Raw genomic sequence first — 18,307 nt, forward strand, 5'->3', positions numbered from 1 at the left:
TCCGATTGTTTTTACAAATAAACAAAATCTAAAATAAATAAGACATATTCAAGATAGTATTAAGTCTTTTTAAAGGGCTGCATGATTGTTATCGCTGCAATTAACTCTTGTTCAGACATATCTTTTAATTCTTCATCTGCATAAAAGGCGCTTAATTTGTCTTCGCTATATCTATACAGTTTCCAACGTTTAAATTGATACTCTAAAGCAGTAAAGTTTTCTACCCAATCTCCAGAATTAAGGTAGTTTGTTTTTCCTTTTTTTGTTTCAACTATTTCGTTTTTAGGTTGATGTATATGCCCACATATCACGTAGTCATAACCGTTTTCAATAGCTAAATCGGTGGCTGTTTTTTCAAAATCACTAATATATTTTAAAGCTCCCTTAACACTATTTTTTATCTTTTTAGAAAGAGAATAGCGTTCTTTGCCTAGTGTGACTAATAGCCAGTTAATAAATCTATTAATCAATATTAGCAGATCATAACCATAGGCGCCAAGTTTAGCTAACCATTTTGCGTTTTGGATAGAAAGATCAAACACATCACCATGAAAAAACCATGCTTTTTTGCCATCTAGTTCTAAAACCAGTTTATTGACGATAGAAATATTACCGATTTCAGAGTCGGTAAATTTTCGAAGCATTTCGTCATGATTACCAGTAATGTAAGTGACTTTTGTGCCTTTAGCGGCTAAAGACACAATTTTTTTTAACACTTGCATATGGGATTTAGGAAAATATCGTTTGCTAAACTGCCAGACGTCTATAATATCACCATTTAATATCAAGTGTTTAGGATCGACACTACTCAAGTAAGTTAATAACTGTTTAGCATGACAGCCATAAGTACCTAAGTGCACATCGGATATAACAACAATTTCAACCTTTCTTTTTAATTTCAATGTAAAACGTATTACTAGATTACGTGCAAATATTAGGTTTTTGTGTTACTCAATCATTATGGTATAATTATCTAATTATAAGGTAATTGTTAAGATTACATTACCAAATTTTTAAAGTTGAAATTGCTACAGTTTTGTTTGGCTACTATTTATGATTACTTTAGCGTAAATTATTTTATGTATGGCAGGTAATAGCTTCGGAAACTTATTTAAATTAACCACATTTGGTGAGTCACATGGTGTCGCAATAGGAGGAATTATAGATGGATGTCCTCCAGGAATAGAATTGGATTTAGATGCCATTCAAATGGAAATGAATAGACGTAAACCAGGGCAATCTGCTATTGTAACGCAACGTAAAGAACCAGATGAAGTAAAGTTGCTGTCAGGTGTTTTTGAAGGGGTTACTACTGGAACGCCAATTGGTTTTGTTATCGAAAATGCCAATCAGAAATCAAAAGACTATTCACATATAAAAGATGCTTATAGACCTAGTCATGCTGATTACGTTTATGACAAAAAATATGGATTAAGAGATTATAGAGGTGGAGGACGTAGTTCTGCTAGAGAAACGGCAAGTCGTGTAGTTGCTGGTGCAATTGCAAAGCAGATGCTGAAAGATGTTAAAATTAATGCCTTTACATCTTCAGTAGGCGATATTTTTATTGATAAACCGTATCAAGATTTAGATTTTTCTAATATTGAAAGTAATGATGTGCGCTGCCCAGATTCAGCTATAGCTGAAAAAATGATAGATCGCATCAAACAAATACGTAAAGAAGGTGATACTATCGGAGGTACAGTAACATGTGTGTTACAAAATGTTCCTATCGGATTGGGTGAGCCTGTTTTTGATAAATTACATGCCGAATTAGGTAAAGCCATGCTATCCATTAATGCTGTAAAAGGTTTTGAGTATGGAAGTGGGTTTTGTGGTGCTAAAATGAAAGGTAGCGAGCATAATGATTTATTTAATATTGATGGTAGCACAAAAACGAACTTATCTGGAGGAATTCAGGGAGGAATAAGCAACGGGATGGATATTTATTTTAGAGTCGCGTTTAAGCCTGTGGCAACCATCATGCAAAATCAAGAAACAATAAATAATGAAGGTGAAAAGGTTGAGATGCAAGGAAAAGGACGACATGATCCTTGTGTTGTACCAAGAGCGGTACCAATAGTGGAAGCTATGGCGGCAATAGTTTTAGCAGATTATTTATTGATGAATAAAACATATTCATAAGTCAGTGTTACAACTGTAAATATCACTTATAGCTTTATTATTTAAATGAAACCTAAGATTTACTATACAGCTTTACAAACTTTTGATGCTGATCATAAACATGGTTTTAGTTGGAAGGATTACTTATCATTTTCTGAAATTAATCATTTGAAAGAATTAGTATCTTTAGATGGTAATCTTAATAGGTTGTTATTTGTGCCAGATATGGATACGGAAGCAGATTGGGAACATTTAGTAACCGATCAAGGTTTGGTTATGTTTTATTTTAATACACTAGATTATGTGTTAGAAAAGGTAAAAACAATTCCATTTTTTAATTTACTAGCCCTTGTTAAAGAGCCTAATTTTGAAAAAGCAGACTTGACAACACAATTTGATTTTGTTGGGTATGATTTAATTACTATTGGAGGAGACACGAGTGCTTTAAGTAATGGTGGTGGTTTTGATAATACATTTTTAACAACCGATTTAAATGCTTTTGGCTTAATTTCCGATTACAATAAAGCTAAAAAGATACAAATAGATTTACCCCTTAATAATCCAGATCAAAATGACACAACGTGTTATCTTTATGAAGTCTGGCGACACAAGGTTATAGGAAGAAAAACGAACTAAACAACTAAAAAATAGTCCTTATTAAGAAGGACGACAATTGAGAGCATATGAAAAAACTTGCATTACACTGGAAAATTATAATAGGAATGATTTTAGGAATCCTTTTCGGTTTTTTAATGAATAGCGTTAATGGAGGTAGAGGCTTTGTTGGAGATTGGATAGCTCCTTTTGGAAAAATTTTCATTAATCTTTTAAAATTGATAGCAGTTCCGTTAATATTAGCATCGCTGATCAAAGGAATTTCGGATTTAAAAGATATTTCTAAAATCAAAACCATGGGGTTACGTACCATCGGAATTTATATTGGAACAACGGTAATTGCAATTATTATAGGTTTGAGTATTGTAAATATTTTTAAACCAGGAGAGGGAATGCCTCAAGAAACTATTGATAAAATAAAATTGACGTACCAAGGTAATGCCGATGTAATGATTGGTAAAGCTAAAGTGACTAAGGATGCGGGACCATTACAAGCTTTGGTTGATATTTTTCCTAGTAATATTTTTCAGTCATTTTCAGAACCAGCAATGCTTCAGGTTATTTTCTTTGCATTATTTGTAGGGATTTGTTTGTTACTAATTCCAGAGAAAAAAGCCAAACCATTAATAGATTTCTTTGATTCTTTAAATGAAGTTGTAATGAAAATGGTTGATTTAATCATGTTATTTGCCCCGTATGCCGTATTTGCTTTAATGGCTAATGTTATTATTGCATTTGATGACACAACGATACTTGTAAAACTTTTAGGATACGCGGCTTGTGTTGTTTTTGGTTTGTTTTTAATGATTTGTTTTTATATGTTATTAATTAAAGTCATTACTAAAAAATCACCTCTATGGTTTCTAAAACAGTTTAGTCCTGCGCAGTTATTAGCATTTTCTACAAGTAGTAGTGCTGCAACATTACCAGTGACTATGGAGCGCGTGGAAGAACATTTAGGAGTGGATAAAGAAGTGTCAGGATTTGTATTACCAGTTGGTGCTACAGTAAATATGGACGGAACCAGTTTGTACCAAGGTATTGCAGCTGTTTTTATTATGCAAGTGATTTGGCCAGAAGGATTAACGTTTACTAATCAATTAGTAATTGTAGGTACCGCTTTATTAGCGTCTATAGGTAGTGCTGCAGTACCAAGTGCTGGAATGGTGATGTTGGTTATCGTTTTGGAAGCTATTGGTTTTCCACCAGAATTATTACCAATTGGATTGGCATTAATTTTTGCTGTAGATAGACCATTAGATATGTGTAGAACCGTTGTAAATGTTACAGGAGATGCTACAGTATCCATGATTGTAGCAAAATCTTTAGGTAAACTTCATGATAATCCTAAACCAAAAGAATGGGATGATAATTATGAAAACGTAAAATAAAAGTACTATGGAAGGATTTGATAATATAGTATCTGTGGAATGGCTTCAAGCTAATTTAGGTCAACCTAATTTGGTGGTTTTAGATGCCACTATCACCAGAGTAGCAGGAAAACAATCAAATTCGGAAACACAACAAATACCTAATGCCCGTTTTTTTGATATAAAGAAAGATTTTAGTGATGTATTAGCAGATTTTCCTAGTACGATACCATCAGAACTTCAATTTGAGCAATTAGCTCAAGAATTAGGTATAAATAAAACTAGTTTTATTGTGGTTTACGACAGTAAAGGTATTTATTCAAGTCCCAGAGCGTGGTGGTTATTTAAAACGTTTGGACATGCCAATGTTGCTGTTTTGGATGGCGGTTTACCAGAATGGGAAACACATCAATTTAAAACAGAACAATGCACTGAAAACAAAAAACTAACTGGAGATTTTAAAGCAAAATACAACCCAAATAATGTAGTGTATTTTGAGTCTTTAGACGCTATAGGAAAAGATTCAGAATTTAAAATTATAGATGCACGGTCACAGGATAGGTTTACTTCTAAAGTGGCAGAACCTAGAGCGGGTTTACGATCTGGTACAATACCAAATTCTGTTAATTTACCTTTTACAGCACTTTTAGATGGTAAAACATTTAAACCCCAAAAAGATTGGGAAGCGTTGTTTGATAACGTTGCACAAAGCAATCAGCAACTAGTATTTACTTGTGGTTCAGGTATAACCGCATCTGTATTAAGCTTAGCGGCAACAATTTTAGGCTATAACAATAGTGTTTACGATGGGTCGTGGACGGAATACGGTAGTTTAATAAAGTAAATCGCTAAATGAAAGTATTAATTGAAAAACTGAAGTATTTTCTTGAACAGAAAATAAATCTAATACTACCTCTTTTTATTGTAATAACTCTCTTTTTAGAATACAAAAGGATTTATGCAAATTCTTATGGGGCTTTTTTTTCTATCCAACAGTACTTTTATAAAATAAATTTAAATTTTTTAAATTCAAATCACTTTATCTTTAATTATTTTACGTCTGGAGAACATTTTTCTAGAGTAAACATACTAGAGTTTATTTTTATTCTAGTTTTAGTCTTGTCGTATATCATATATTATTTTAGCAAAGGTATTGAGAAGCGTTTGCTTCAATTTTGTTTTTCCATATTTTTTATAAATAGTGCTGTGCGCTTGATTTTCGCGTTAACCTTTCCTATTCGTAATCTTAAAATTGAATTTGGGACGTTGATACACCTATTAATCGTTGCTTTTTGGACCCTATTCTTTTATTTAGTAATTTCAATTTTAACAAAAGATGAAATAGTAAAAACATATAAATACCGGTTGTTAAATGAGTATACTAAGTTTAATTTAAAACGAGCAAATAAAGCACAACGGGTCTTTCATTTAATCTTTGATGCTTGTTTTGCAATTTTGGTGACTTCTAATTTAGTTATGATATTACCGATTAAATCACTCAGATGGTTATCTAATATTATTGGAGAACAGTATGTTATTACTTTATTGTTATTAGTGTGTATAACATTTTATTATATTGTTTTTGAATTAATTTTTAAATCAACTCCGGCAAAGTTTCTAACACAAACTAAAGTGGTTAGTCTAACAGATCAACCAATAACTTCGGGACAAATAATCGCTAAAAGTTTTTCTAGACGTTTGCCTTTTAATCCATTATCCTTTTTAACAGAACAATTAGGTTGGCATGATTCGTTATCTAAAACAACAGTCGTACAATTAACAAGAAAAGGAAAACACGGCAGTTGGTATTGGCTAATAATTCCCTTTTTTATAGGTCTATTTGCTATTTTCTTCTACGCTACCTTATATTTAAGAAAATATGAAAATTTTAAAATCGGTGAGAATAATTATAACAATCAAAAATATGACATCCAAAGAAAATTAAACACTATAAGTGAGTTTGATTTTATTACACTATCAGAAACTAATAATCGCTTTAGTAGTAATCATTATTTAAAGGTTGGTTTTATAGGTAAGGATTCAATTGATTGTTATAAGATTAATGATTCTTATTTAGCAAATTCTTTACAAAAAGCAGATCAGTACTATGGAGGATATTATAATGGTCTAGAGGTTGTGACATTAAGTAAACAGGATTTAAATAATGCTATTTGTGAAAGTTATGATTTTGATGGTGAATTTTCGGATTGTGGATTAAAACTCTTAGAGCATCAAAGGGCTGTTCGTATTAAAAAAATTGAATCGCTAAACGAACCAACCATAGACTTAGATAATGTGTCTTTTGAGCAAAAAAGAAATGGTGATTATGGTTTTATTATTAGGCTTTCAAATACAGACAAAAGGATAATAATAGAAAATATAAAAACCGATAATAAAGACATCCTTTTTACTACAACTTTTCCCTATTTTGGTTCGGATAGTTATAATAAAGAAAAATATTCTATTGAAGGTTCTGGACTAGAACCAAAACAATCGACTATATTTAAACTACAAATAAAAGACACGTTAACAGAACAACGATTTATTTATTCGTTAGAACTAGAAGGACGTTATACAAAAATATTAAAATTGGTTAAAAGTTTATAAATTTATAATAGCATGGAAAAACCAAATACTTGGAGTAAAGACGAATTATTAGCATACATATTACTTTTTATAGCACATTCTGATTTAGACGAAAGTAAAAAAGAAAAAGAGTATATTTTATCAAGAGTTGATAAGAGTGTATACCAACGTGTACATGAAAAATTTGAAGAAGATAACGATTATCAAAGTATTCAAAATATTGTTGAAGGTGTCAAATCTCACGATTATTATCGTAATGATTTGGCAGACTTATTTGCAGATATAAAGCTAATCGCTTTTGCAGATGGAGAAATGGATCAAATGGAAAAACTAGCATACAATACCTTAAAAAAAATATTAAAGTAATAAATAAGTTTTTAGGTACTTAATAATGTTGTGTTACTCTAAAAATTTTGCTTTCAATTCGGGAGTAGGAATCATACAACTCTCTTTTTTACCGTACCATTTATATCTGTTTTTGGCAATAAAATCATAGACCAAATTACTTATAAAAGCAGGTACTATTAAAAATATAGATAACAAATTATTTGGGAATCCTAAGTGTTTTGCGATGTGTAGTGCTGCTATCGATTTTACTTTTAATCCTTTGTTTGGAGAATACAATAATATCGAGTCTGTTTTGGACGTATCTAAATTGTATTTAGCGATAATTTGCTGTCCAATATTACTTTGTAAAGGGGCAAACATAAATTTATTGCCCTTATCATGTTTGATAACATAAAGCACCGAGGTATTGCAAAGGTTACAAACACCATCAAAAAGGATTAGATATTTATTGCTTGGTAGCTGTATCATACCACAAAAATAATTTAATATATTTACAAAAATCAATATTATGAAAACTTTACAACAATGGTTTGACAGTTATGCTGTAAGTCATCAAGATCCGACTAATATAGCCATACATTACATTTGTGTACCTGCTATCTTTTTTAGTGTTGTTGGCTTATTTATGTCTATACCAATAAGCTTTTTAAGTTCCTTTTTACCGCATCCTATAGTTGCTAATTGGGCGTTTGTAGTTTTGGTGGTTATCCTAGTGTTATTTTATTTTAGGTTATCAGTAAAAGTTGGGTTACAGATGTTGTTATTTTCTGTATTTTGTTTGGTGCTCAATTATTACATTTCTCAATATGTACCTATATTATATTTTTCTATAATACTTTTTGTAGTAGCTTGGATTGGACAGTTTTACGGTCATAAAGTGGAAGGTCAAAAACCTAGTTTTATTGACGATTTACAATTTTTATTGGTGGGGCCAGCTTGGGTTATTTATAAGCTTTTCGGAAAATAGAATAGTTTAATTACGTTATTGGGTATCTACTGTGTTTCTCGATACCATTTGCTCGTGCCTCACAAATCACTCGAAGTGACGGAACGGAGTAGAACGTTAGAAATACAGTAAATACATAAGAGTAATCACATTACGTCAGTTCGAGTGCTTCGACGCAGGAGAAGTGTCTCGAGAACTTTTATTTTATTAGGGTTTTCTTAGTGTACTGTGCTTCTCGATACAATTTGCTCGTGACTCACAAATCACTCGAAGTGACGGGATGGAGTAAAACGTGAGAAATAGAAGAAATATATAAGAGTAATCACATTACGTCAGTTCGAGTGCTTCGACGTAGGAGAAGTGTATCGAGAACTTTTGTTTTATTAAAGTTTTCTTAGTGTACTGTGCTTCTCGATATAATTTACTCGTGCCTCACAAATCAATCGAGGTGACGGAACGGAGTAGAACGTGATAAATGCAGTAAATACAAAAGAGTAATCACATTACGTCAGTTCGAGTGCTTCGATGTAAGAGAAGTGTCTCGAGAACTTTTGTTTTATTAGTGTTTTCTTAGTTTACTATGCTTCTCGATACTATTTACTCGTGCCTTACAAATCAATCGAGGTGACGGAACGGAGTAGAACGTGATAAATACTGTAAATACATAAAAGTAATCACATTACGTCAGTTCGAGTGCTTCGATGTAAGAGAAGTGTATCGAGAACTTTTGTTTAATTATTGTTTTCTTAGTTTACTGTGCTTCTCTATACTATTTGCTCGTGCCTCACAAATCACTGGAAGTGACGGAACGGATTAGAAGGTGATAAATACAGTAAATATATAAGAGTAATCACATTACGTCAGTTCGAGTGCTTCGACGTAGGAGAAGTGTATCGAGAACTTTTGTTTAATTAAAGTTTTCTTAGTTTACTGTGCTTCTCGATATAATTTATTCGTGCCTTACAAATCAATCGAGGTGACGGAACGGAGTAGAACGTGATAAATGCAGTAAATACAAAAGAGTAATCACATTACGTCAGTTCGAGTGCTTCGATGTAAGAGAAGTGTATCGAGAACTTTTGTTTAATTATTGTTTTCTTAGTTTACTGTGCTTCTCGATATAATTTATTCGTGCCTTACAAATCAATCGAGGTGACGGAACGGAGTAGAACGTGATAAATGCAGTAAATACAAAAGAGTAATCACATTACGTCAGTTCGAGTGCTTCGATGTAAGAGAAGTGTATCGAGAACTTTTGTTTAATTATTGTTTTCTTAGTTTACTGTGCTTCTCGATACAATTTGCTCGTAACTCACAAATCACTCGAAGTGACGGGATGGAGTAGAACGTTAGAAATACAGTAAAATTATTGTTTTCTTAGTGTACTATGCTTCTCGATACCATTTGCTCGTGCCTCACAAATCACTCGAAGTGACGGAACGGAGTAGAACGTGATAAATACAGTAAATACATAAGAGTAATCACATTACGTCAGTTCGAGTGCTTCGACGTAGGAGAAGTGTATCGAGAACATATAGAGAATAGTAGCACACTTCAATCAAAAGTCTTCTTAGCTAAATTTATAATTTTTTCAAACTCATTATTTATCAGAGCTAATTTTTTAGATTTAGACCATTTTTTTATTTGATTTTCAGTAGAAATGGCAATATTGATATCAGTAAATTTCGCATAAAACTCCAATTTTATAGGTCTTCTTGAATACGTATAACTCTCGGGGTGTTTACCATATTTATGTTCAATTAATCTATTGTTTAAATTTGAAGTAATACCTGTGTAATAGGTATTATCAGAACATTTTAATATGTACACATAAGACAGTTTCATTTTTAAATATATGAAATTTAAATTTTATCTTTTCTCGATACAGCTTGCCTATTGTTTATAAATCATTCGAAGTAATGATGCGGAATAGAACTTGTGAAGTAGAGAAATCACATAAGAGTAATCACATTACGTCAGTGCCAGTGCTTCGACGTAGGAGAAGTGTATCGAGAACTTTTGTTTTATTAGTGTTTTCTTAGTGTACTATCCTTCTCGATGCAATTTTCTCGTACCTCACAAATCACTCGAAGTGACGGGATGGAGTAAAACGTTATAAATGGAAGAAATATATAAGAGTAATCACATTACGTCAATTCGATTGTTTTGACATAGGAGAAGTGTCTCGAGAACTTTTGTTTTATTAGTGTTTTCTTAGTGTACTGTGCTTCTCGATACAATTTGCTCGTGCCTCACAAACCACTCGAAGTGACGGGATGGAGTAAAACGTTATAAATGGAAGAAATATATAAGAGTAATCACATTACGTCAATTCGATTGTTTTGACATAGGAGAAGTGTCTCGAGAACTTTTGTTTTATTAGTGTTTTCTTAGTGTACTGTGCTTCTCGATACAATTTGCTCGTGCCTCACAAATCACTCGAAGTGACGGAACGGAGTAGAACGTGATAAATACAGTAAATACATAAGAGTAATCACATTACGTCAGTTCGAGTGCTTCGACGTAGGAGAAGTGTATCGAGAACTTTTATTTTATTAGTGTTTTCTTAATGTACTGTGCTTCTCGATACCATTAGCTCGTGCCTTGCAAACCACTAGAAGTGATGGGATAGGGTGTGTTGTAATTACTGTTGGAGGAGTGTCAATTATTCTTTATTATTCAATAAGTAACACTCCTTTATGGTTGGTATTATTTTTTCTTAATGGCTTCAACTAATTCTAATGAATCAATATTTACATTGGTAGTAAACATACCATAATTGACAATAGCTTTATTCTTTTCAAACTTATCAATAGTCCCCACTGCACGACCATCATTCATGCGGACCCTGTCTCCAAGTCTTAAAATTGGTTTTGGAGCAACAGGTTTGTTTTTTTCTTTCTCTTTAGCGTCTTTCTTCTTTTTACGGATGACTTCCACTGTTTTTTCGACTTCTTTTTTTACCTGAGTCTCTTTTGCTTTTTCAGCCTTAGCGACTTTTGCAGTCACTTTTTTACGTTTAGAATTTTCAATTTGAACCAAACGGAATAATTCCGCCATCAGCTCTTTTTTCTTTCTATCATTAAAAAACTTCTCAGAAATATCATTCATCTTTTGACCTAAATAAATCAAACGCTGGTTACTATCGTATAATTCCTGGTAGTTTTCTAATTTTTTCTGAACCTTAGCATTAATCTCTTCTAACTTATCAGCTTCCGTTTGTTTTTTCTTTTCGTTTACTTTTAAAGATTCACTTGTTTTTTCGAGCTTAGCACGTTGTTTTTGAAGTTTAGCTATCGTTGCATCAAAACGAACTTTACTACGTTCAATCTTCTTTTTAGAACGGTTAATTAAGCTATATGGGATTCCGTTTTTCTGCGCGACTTCAAATGTAAAACTACTACCGGCTTGACCTAGGGCAAGTTTGTACATGGGTTCTAAAGTACGCTCGTCAAACATCATGTTGGCGTTAATCATTTCCTCTTTTTCGTTAGCCAACATTTTTAAGTTAGCATAATGGGTGGTAATGATTCCGTAGGCATTTCTAGCATAAAACTCTTCTAAAAAAGTTTCTGCTAAAGCACCCCCTAATTCGGGATCAGAACCAGTACCAAACTCGTCAATTAAAAACAGCGTATTCTTGTTGACTTTCTTCAAGAAATAATTCATCTGTTTTAACCGGTAGCTATATGTACTTAGGTGATTTTCGATAGATTGATTATCTCCAATATCACTAAGGATACGATCAAACAAAAAGGCTTTACTACGTTCGTGCACAGGGATTAATAATCCGGATTGTAACATCACTTGCAATAAGCCAACGGTTTTTAAAGTAATAGATTTACCACCAGCATTTGGTCCAGAAATCACAATTATACGACTGTCTTCATTAAGTCCAATAGTTTGCGGAAACGTTTTTTCTTTTTTTTCTAAATTATTTAGATAGAGTATAGGATGGTATGCGTCACGAAGGTATAATTCTCGTTTCTCAGAGATTTCTGGTAATATAGCATTCATCGATTTTGCGTATTTCGCTTTCGCGGAAATTACATCAATCTCGGTTAGAAAAGCTTGGTATAAATGTAATAAAGGTAAGTATTGACGCATGTAGTTGGTCACTTCCTTTAAAATTCTAACCACTTCTTCGCTTTGTTCGTATTCTAAATTATTAAGTTCTCTAGTATGTTGTAATGTCGTTTCAGGCTCGATATATACAATACTTCCTGTTTTACTTCCACCCATAATAGCACCTTTAACCTTACGTCTGTACATGGCTTTAACAGCCAGAACACGTTTGTTATCGACTACAGATTCTCTAATATCATCTAGATATTCTAAATTATGGTATTGGTTTAAAGCAGAAGTAAAGCTAGAGTTAATCTTGCCTTTTAACTTGTTTATCTCTTGTCGTAATTGTTGCAGTAAAGCAGAGGCATTGTCTTTAACATCACCAAAGCGATCCACGACACTATCCACTTTTTCAATAATGGCTGTAGTCACTTCTATTTGTAAGCTGTGTTGATGTAAACTTGGATAATACGTTTCAAATTTTTTAAAAAACTTAACAATTTCATTGGCAGTTAATGAGATAGACACTAGTTTTTTAAGACTATGCGTTTCTAAATAAGTGTTTTCAATTTTTAAAAGCTGTAATTCTTTAGTAATCGTATCAAAACCATGGTTTGGAATACGGTTATCATTATAGTAAGATGATAAATATTCGTTAGTTAATTGCAAGGCATTAAGTAAGGTTTCTTTATCTCTAAAAGGTAATATATTTAGTGTTTCTTGATTACCTAAAGCAGTCACACAATATTCGCTAACTTGCTCTAATACGGTTGAAAACTCTAAGTCTTGTAATGTTTTTTCGTGAATGTTAATCATGTTGTTTTTCTATGAAAAAGTGCGTTTTTCTTAGCTATTATATTAGCAACAAAGTTAACAAATACATTTTACAAAGTAATAGTTTTAGGTCTGTTGATATTTTGGAGCTAGTGGCCCTTTTTTTTTACTATTTTTTAGTTTAAATTTTATAAGATTATGTTGGTTTGTTGTGGTGTATTGTTGGGCTTCAATAACTTAGGGTAATAACGATATTGATAATTAATTGTTAAAAAAATTACGATTTATTATTTATTTTGTTAAAATAATATCAAATCATTCGGTTCTTTGTGTTATATTTGGTAAACCAATCTGGTGCACCAGATTGGTTTACCAAATAATATTAACCCTTAATAGCAACCAAATGAAACCATTTTTAAAAAAAACCAAGCAAATTATTTTGCCATTATTACTATTGATGTTCATCATTAATAGTTGTTCTACAGATGAAATAACGCCTGTAGAAGAGCCCACAGGTAAAACTGAAAATACAGGAAGTATGCTAAGAACTACCGTTTCAGCGAGTTCTTCAGTAGTAATACAAGCTGAAAATTATGATAGTATGAGTGGTGTACAAACCGAAAATACACAAGACTCAGGAGGAGGACAAAATGTTGGTTGGATTGATACTGACGATTATCTAGAGTATGATTTAAATGTATCTACAGCTGGTAGTTATAAAATAGAATTTAGAGTAGCGTCTCGTACCAATACCTCTAAATTTAATTTTTTCCAAGACGGTACAAAATTGTCCAATGTCAATAAGGCATCTACCGGTGGATGGCAAAATTGGGTGACAACAGCCAAAACGGTAACTTTAAGCTCTGGGAACAGTACACTTAAATTATTAGCCACAGGAAGTGGATGGAATATTAACTGGATAAAAATTACACCAGTTGATGTTGATTCAGGTGGAGGAGGAGGAACAGGGTCTTTAGATCCAAATAAAGCACCTTCTGAAAATTTTGATTTATCAACTTGGAAAATCACATTATCTTCTGGATCGGAGAAAAGTGTGTCACAACTTAATAACGGTTATGAACTTAGCAACCAGTTTTATACTGGAAGTGATGGAGGAATGGTGTTTAAAAACTATCCTTTAGGATCAGGAACGACTACAAACTCGACGTATTCTAGAGTCGAATTTAGAGAAATGTTGCGTGGTACAAATACTAGTATTTCTACTTCAGGTATAAACGGAAATAACTGGGTCTTTAGTTCTTCAAGTTCTACAAATGAAAATAATGCTGGTGGAGTAGATGGGATTTTAGAAGGAACTTTAAAGGTAAATAGAGTAACGACAACTTCTGGAAGTACATCTCAGGTAGGTAGAATCATTATAGGACAAATACATGCTAGTGGTGATGAGCCATTACGTTTATATTACCATAAACAACCAGGACATAGTAAAGGTGCTATTTATTTTGCACACGAACCAAGCGGAGGGGATGAAGTGTTTAAAAACATGATTGGTAATTATGTTACCGAAACAGGTGATGAAGCAGGAGATTATACTGGCGCTGGAAGTCCTTCTAATGGTATTGCACTTAACGAAACATTTTCTTATAAAGTTCAGGTTAGTGGTAACACACTTTCTGTAACCTTATATAATTCTGGGGGAAGCTCTATCGCATCAACAACTTACAACATGAGTAATAGTAATTTTGCTAACGATTGGATGTACTTTAAAGCGGGATTATATTCTGGAAACAAAACGGTGTCAAGTAGTTCGGACTACGAACAAGTGACGTTTTATAGTTTAAGTAAATCTCACAACTAGTCCCTTATATCTAAATCTATTTTGTGAGCTATGTTCATAAAATAGATTTAGATAATGTAATTAAATATTGTAATTAGTCTTTAATTTAATTATTAATAAAAGCAGAAGTGTATTCTTCTGCTTTTTTTTGTGTTTAAATCTTTAATATGTTTAGTAGCTGGTTAGAAGTCTTTGGACCATTGTATGTTGTCTCTTTTCAACATAAATGTCAATAGTGAGGTTATTTGGCGGCCTAATTCTAGGTATGACGGGATAAAAGTCAAGTTGTTATTAAACACAACTTAAACAGAAAGCTTACAATCGGGTTACCAATTTGAAGATACTGGTAGAAAATCGAGTGTTTGTTTAATAAAAATGTCCTGCTTTCCATCTATAAACTGATTTTCTAAAATAAGACTATCACCTTTAATAATACCTTTTTGTGTTTCATAATTACCAGATTGGGTTCTAACATTGACATTGTATATTTCAATTTCAATACCATTGTTATTGGATTGATAATGGCCTATAAACCCTGGTTTTAATTCGGTTTTAGTAATGTGTTTTTTTGCATCAAAGCTTTTAAGAAAGCAATTACCATTATTAAAAAACTTATAAAAATAGACACTCGCATTTTGACCATATTTTAACGTGTCTATATTGGCGTAAATCGCCAAGGTATCTATTTTAGTATTAAAAGAAAAGTTATTTTTATTTACAGAAAATTTTGGTTTTTTAGGTCTAAAACCACCTTCTGGGTGCTGATAAAAGCTATTGCAACTAACACATAATAAAAAAGCACTAAAGATTAGTAGGTTTTTCCACCCCATAATTCTGTTTTTTGATGTTGATAATCAAAACGTAAATCGTTAATACTTCTATGTATAAAGTTTTGTAACCAAGCGTCACCAATAAAATCGATAGTGGCATTATTACCATTATTGTTAATTCTAAAATAGGTTGATGCTTTATTTAAATTTCGTTGGTAACTATTTTGTGTATGTAAACTATTATCGGTTAATTCAGAAAGCTGTTTATCAAATATGGCTGTTTTTTCAGCTTTTTCGGTTTTTGATAAATCCGAAGCTTTAATGTCTTTTATTGCTTTTCTAAGTGTTTTTAATTTAGTTTCGGACGCTGCATTTTCTGTGTATTTTCCTGAAAAATCCTGAAAACCAACTTCAAAAAGAGGGGTGCTTACTGTTAGTCCTCCTGTCCAAGACCGGTCACCTCCGTCGCCAAAATACAGCATGCTAGTATCATTATTGCTACTGACGTTAAAATCCCCTAATCTAAACCCGATCATACCTTGTCTTTGAATATCGTCTAAAGAAAACTGGTTATTATTAACATTAGAATTCCATGTTAGTAATTGTCCGTAACTAAATGAGTTTTTAAAATCATTTAAATTAGGAATTGGCGAGTTGTAATTAGAAGAGTAAGACTGCAAAGGAGTGCCGTGTCCACCACCAGCGGTTAAATTAATGGCGGCGGTAACATCTACAGTAAAGTTGTTTTTGCCCACACCAACACCTAAACCACCATTATAAGCAGCTACATGTAATGAATTAGTAAAACCAAAATCACCATAACGTTGGCCATAGCCAATATTAGCTGTCGCTTTATATCTAATTTTGTACCCTAATAATATTTGTAGACCAAACATGGCTCTAAAGCCATTACCGTTTTTTGGTGGATCTATGTAGCCATTACCAGTAGTAAATCCGTTTTTATTTGCAATTTTAGCTAAGGCATCTTCTGCGCCTCGTTTTAGACTGCTTTGGGCCCAAAAATCGATATCTTCTTTATGGTTAAAATCATTGATGGAGCCTTGTAAAGCACTCCAAACGTCTGTTTCCATATTGTTTAAAGAAAATAGATTAGATTGTGTCATGGTTGGTTTATTTTTAATTATGCTTAATACAACGATAGCTTTATTGTATTTAAAATACATTAAATCAAAAGCTAACGTAAGTTAATTAAAAAAAATAATATGAAAGTAAAAAAATGATGTTTGTTTTGGAGGAGTCACTCAATTACAAAATTAATATTTGAAAACACCTTTCAATTAAACAGTATTGACAGGATTGAAGATTACAATTGATAAGTTGTATGCTAACTAGTATAGTTGACTATTCTTTTTGTTTTTAAATCTATATGTAATGTATATAATGGGTATTACCAGTAATAATACATACCAATAAGTTTCTTTGTTGTTTGTATCTAAAACAAAGCGAGATGCTCCATTGCTTGTTTTGAATGTTTTTTCTTTAGCCCCAACCGTTACTGTATTATAATTGACTTGATTATCGTAAATATTGAACATAATGGTATTAGAAATCTCAAACAAATTAGTCCCTTTAAATAGTAACAAATAATTATTTTGATGAGAATGGCCATTGTTTTCTAATTCTTGATAGTCTTGAAAAGAAAGTACAGCTCCACTCTTATTTTTTAGAATTAAGTTGTCCTTAATATAGTTAGCAAAAGTTTCTTGAAAGTCAATTTTAGTTGCCGAATGTTCTAATAGAGGGTTGTAATTAATGAGTGCATTTCTAATAGTCCAAGGGAATTCCGCTTCAACCTCAATAGTATTTTCTTTTTGAGTAATTTTAAAAAACGCTTCATTAGTTTCGTGTGTATATCCAAAAAGATGGACTAAACCTATCAGACTAAACAGGACATATTTCATTATTGCCCTATTTTGAAATCTTCAGAAGGTGTTCCTCTAAAATATCGTGGAATACTAGGGAAATCGTCAGTAATAACATAGTAATAAGTTCCTGCAGGATATTCTGGAGTAACACCAGTTCTTCCATTTGCTTGATCTAAAGTGCCTAAGTCGGTTATAAATTCGTAATCATTAGAATACACACCGTTATATACATCACAAGGTGCAGTAATTCCGTCACCACCTCTGTTACCTGATTTTAATTGATAGCTTGATGTCATTTCAATAATTGAAGAAGTGTTATCTGTACCAATAGAATAAGCGTATTTATAATACATTGGGAAACCATCTGCAGCGTAACCTATTAAAGTCATTTGGTTACTAGGTATATTTAAGTTTTCTAAAAAGAGTATTGGAGACCCGTGATAGTGGTATTTTCCTGTAGGTTGTACGTGAGCATTGTTACAATCTAAACCTAAATTTACATTTAAGGCTTCTAAGTTCCATTCCCAATTGACATTAGCACTTAAAGGACCTTCATGCGGAAAAGGTTCTGCTGCAACAGGATCTAACTCAACACCATTTAATAAAACACCAAAAGAATATTGGGGCCCAAGATTTGGACCAGTTCCTGTTGTTGATAAAAGAGGAGTTAATGCGCTAGCAATTTCAGGTGTTGTTGTTATAACATAAGTTTCTGACTGCTCTGTAATAGCATTTGGATTTAAAGAGCCTGTTCCGCCTCCAAAAAGGCCGACCATATGACTTGGAATACTATTAGACGTAATTGTTCTTGTTGTTCCAGAAACGGCTTCGTTATATTCTGAAGTAAACGCTAACGTCTGATCACATTCACCTCTAGAACTATCTAAAACTTGAGTTGATGTACAATCACTTTCAGTTGTAGTGCTATCGTCATTACTATCATCGCTATTACAACCAACTATGGTTAAAATTGCTAAAGCGAATAGACTGTGTTTTATTACATTCATAGTTCGGTTTTTATG

16 protein-coding genes are annotated in these 18,307 nt (G+C 32.4%); 8 read left to right on the top strand and 8 right to left on the bottom strand.

Going from position 1 to position 18,307, the window contains the following annotated elements; genetic code table 11:
- Window positions 1–59 precede the first annotated feature (59 nt).
- The gene (locus H0I26_RS12045; RefSeq protein ID WP_218699211.1) at window positions 60–902 is read right to left on the bottom strand and encodes a UDP-2,3-diacylglucosamine diphosphatase; all 843 of its coding nucleotides are present in this window, start codon (window positions 900–902) and stop codon (window positions 60–62) included.
- A 181-nt stretch (window positions 903–1,083) separates the two neighbouring features.
- On the opposite strand from H0I26_RS12045, the gene aroC reads away from it, so the two are divergent.
- The 6 genes from aroC (at window position 1,084) to H0I26_RS12075 (ending at window position 7,061) form a co-directional block, all read left to right on the top strand.
- Window positions 1,084–2,145 (top strand): chorismate synthase, encoded by a 1,062-nt coding sequence (gene aroC / locus H0I26_RS12050; protein ID WP_101018477.1) that lies wholly within the window; start codon window positions 1,084–1,086, stop codon window positions 2,143–2,145.
- Between the two features lie 45 nt (window positions 2,146–2,190).
- A complete protein-coding gene (locus H0I26_RS12055; RefSeq protein ID WP_218699213.1) occupies window positions 2,191–2,760 on the top strand; it encodes a hypothetical protein in 570 nt (189 codons plus the stop codon).
- Window positions 2,761–2,807: 47 nt separating this feature from the next.
- A complete protein-coding gene (locus H0I26_RS12060; protein ID WP_218699215.1) occupies window positions 2,808–4,130 on the top strand; it encodes a dicarboxylate/amino acid:cation symporter in 1,323 nt (440 codons plus the stop codon).
- 7 nt (window positions 4,131–4,137) lie between these two features.
- A complete protein-coding gene (locus tag H0I26_RS12065) occupies window positions 4,138–4,953 on the top strand; it encodes a sulfurtransferase (RefSeq protein WP_218699217.1) in 816 nt (271 codons plus the stop codon).
- A gap of 422 nt (window positions 4,954–5,375) precedes the next feature.
- Entirely contained in the window at window positions 5,376–6,716 is a 1,341-nt protein-coding gene (locus H0I26_RS12070) for an RDD family protein (protein WP_218699219.1), read from the top strand.
- 12 nt (window positions 6,717–6,728) lie between these two features.
- Window positions 6,729–7,061: a hypothetical protein gene (locus H0I26_RS12075; protein WP_218699221.1), complete on the top strand. Its 333-nt coding sequence runs from the start codon at window positions 6,729–6,731 to the stop codon at window positions 7,059–7,061.
- A gap of 33 nt (window positions 7,062–7,094) precedes the next feature.
- On the opposite strand, the gene H0I26_RS12080 is transcribed toward H0I26_RS12075, so the two are convergent.
- Window positions 7,095–7,511 (bottom strand): thiol-disulfide oxidoreductase DCC family protein, encoded by a 417-nt coding sequence (locus tag H0I26_RS12080; RefSeq protein ID WP_218699223.1) that lies wholly within the window; start codon window positions 7,509–7,511, stop codon window positions 7,095–7,097.
- 40 nt (window positions 7,512–7,551) lie between these two features.
- Between H0I26_RS12080 and H0I26_RS12085 the strand changes: the two genes are divergently transcribed.
- A complete protein-coding gene (locus tag H0I26_RS12085) occupies window positions 7,552–8,010 on the top strand; it encodes a DUF962 domain-containing protein (RefSeq protein ID WP_218699225.1) in 459 nt (152 codons plus the stop codon).
- A gap of 1,533 nt (window positions 8,011–9,543) precedes the next feature.
- On the opposite strand, the gene H0I26_RS12090 is transcribed toward H0I26_RS12085, so the two are convergent.
- Together H0I26_RS12090 and H0I26_RS12095 are read right to left on the bottom strand one after the other, a co-directional pair.
- Entirely contained in the window at window positions 9,544–9,834 is a 291-nt protein-coding gene (locus H0I26_RS12090; protein WP_218699226.1) for a GIY-YIG nuclease family protein, read from the bottom strand.
- Window positions 9,835–10,698: 864 nt separating this feature from the next.
- Window positions 10,699–12,873 carry an endonuclease MutS2 gene (locus H0I26_RS12095; protein WP_218699228.1) on the bottom strand — a complete coding sequence of 725 codons (2,175 nt, stop codon included), beginning with the start codon at window positions 12,871–12,873 and terminating at the stop codon, window positions 10,699–10,701.
- Between the two features lie 361 nt (window positions 12,874–13,234).
- Here H0I26_RS12095 and H0I26_RS12100 point away from each other — a divergent pair, with 361 nt between their 5' ends.
- Complete coding sequence (locus H0I26_RS12100) at window positions 13,235–14,650, top strand: polysaccharide lyase family 7 protein (protein ID WP_218699230.1); 1,416 nt, start codon at window positions 13,235–13,237, stop codon at window positions 14,648–14,650.
- 305 nt (window positions 14,651–14,955) lie between these two features.
- Here the strand turns inward: H0I26_RS12100 and H0I26_RS12105 are convergent, their stop codons facing one another.
- From H0I26_RS12105 to H0I26_RS12120, 4 genes are all read right to left on the bottom strand, one after another.
- Window positions 14,956–15,459: a hypothetical protein gene (locus H0I26_RS12105; RefSeq protein WP_218699232.1), complete on the bottom strand. Its 504-nt coding sequence runs from the start codon at window positions 15,457–15,459 to the stop codon at window positions 14,956–14,958.
- The gene (locus H0I26_RS12110) at window positions 15,438–16,523 is read right to left on the bottom strand and encodes a hypothetical protein (protein ID WP_157814146.1); all 1,086 of its coding nucleotides are present in this window, start codon (window positions 16,521–16,523) and stop codon (window positions 15,438–15,440) included. Before H0I26_RS12110 ends, H0I26_RS12105 begins: the two co-directional genes overlap by 22 nt.
- A 225-nt stretch (window positions 16,524–16,748) precedes the next feature.
- A complete protein-coding gene (locus H0I26_RS12115) occupies window positions 16,749–17,321 on the bottom strand; it encodes a hypothetical protein (RefSeq protein ID WP_218699234.1) in 573 nt (190 codons plus the stop codon).
- The gene (locus tag H0I26_RS12120) at window positions 17,321–18,292 is read right to left on the bottom strand and encodes a YHYH protein (RefSeq protein WP_218699236.1); all 972 of its coding nucleotides are present in this window, start codon (window positions 18,290–18,292) and stop codon (window positions 17,321–17,323) included. The genes H0I26_RS12115 and H0I26_RS12120 overlap by 1 nt, the downstream gene beginning before the upstream one ends.
- Window positions 18,293–18,307: the final 15 nt, after the last annotated feature.

The sequence above is a fragment of the Olleya sp. HaHaR_3_96 genome, assembly GCF_019278545.1.
GTDB lineage: Bacteria > Bacteroidota > Bacteroidia > Flavobacteriales > Flavobacteriaceae > Olleya.

Coding starts and splice junctions, on each gene's coding strand:
- aroC (WP_101018477.1), top strand. CDS start 1,084: ATGGCAGGTAATAGCTTCGGAAACTTATTTAAATTAACCACATTTGGT.
- H0I26_RS12055 (WP_218699213.1), top strand. CDS start 2,191: ATGAAACCTAAGATTTACTATACAGCTTTACAAACTTTTGATGCTGAT.
- H0I26_RS12060 (WP_218699215.1), top strand. CDS start 2,808: ATGAAAAAACTTGCATTACACTGGAAAATTATAATAGGAATGATTTTA.
- H0I26_RS12065 (WP_218699217.1), top strand. CDS start 4,138: ATGGAAGGATTTGATAATATAGTATCTGTGGAATGGCTTCAAGCTAAT.
- H0I26_RS12075 (WP_218699221.1), top strand. CDS start 6,729: ATGGAAAAACCAAATACTTGGAGTAAAGACGAATTATTAGCATACATA.
- H0I26_RS12080 (WP_218699223.1), bottom strand. CDS start 7,511: ATGATACAGCTACCAAGCAATAAATATCTAATCCTTTTTGATGGTGTT.
- H0I26_RS12085 (WP_218699225.1), top strand. CDS start 7,552: ATGAAAACTTTACAACAATGGTTTGACAGTTATGCTGTAAGTCATCAA.
- H0I26_RS12090 (WP_218699226.1), bottom strand. CDS start 9,834: ATGAAACTGTCTTATGTGTACATATTAAAATGTTCTGATAATACCTAT.
- H0I26_RS12095 (WP_218699228.1), bottom strand. CDS start 12,873: ATGATTAACATTCACGAAAAAACATTACAAGACTTAGAGTTTTCAACC.
- H0I26_RS12100 (WP_218699230.1), top strand. CDS start 13,235: ATGAAACCATTTTTAAAAAAAACCAAGCAAATTATTTTGCCATTATTA.
- H0I26_RS12105 (WP_218699232.1), bottom strand. CDS start 15,459: ATGGGGTGGAAAAACCTACTAATCTTTAGTGCTTTTTTATTATGTGTT.
- H0I26_RS12110 (WP_157814146.1), bottom strand. CDS start 16,523: ATGACACAATCTAATCTATTTTCTTTAAACAATATGGAAACAGACGTT.
- H0I26_RS12115 (WP_218699234.1), bottom strand. CDS start 17,321: ATGAAATATGTCCTGTTTAGTCTGATAGGTTTAGTCCATCTTTTTGGA.
- H0I26_RS12120 (WP_218699236.1), bottom strand. CDS start 18,292: ATGAATGTAATAAAACACAGTCTATTCGCTTTAGCAATTTTAACCATA.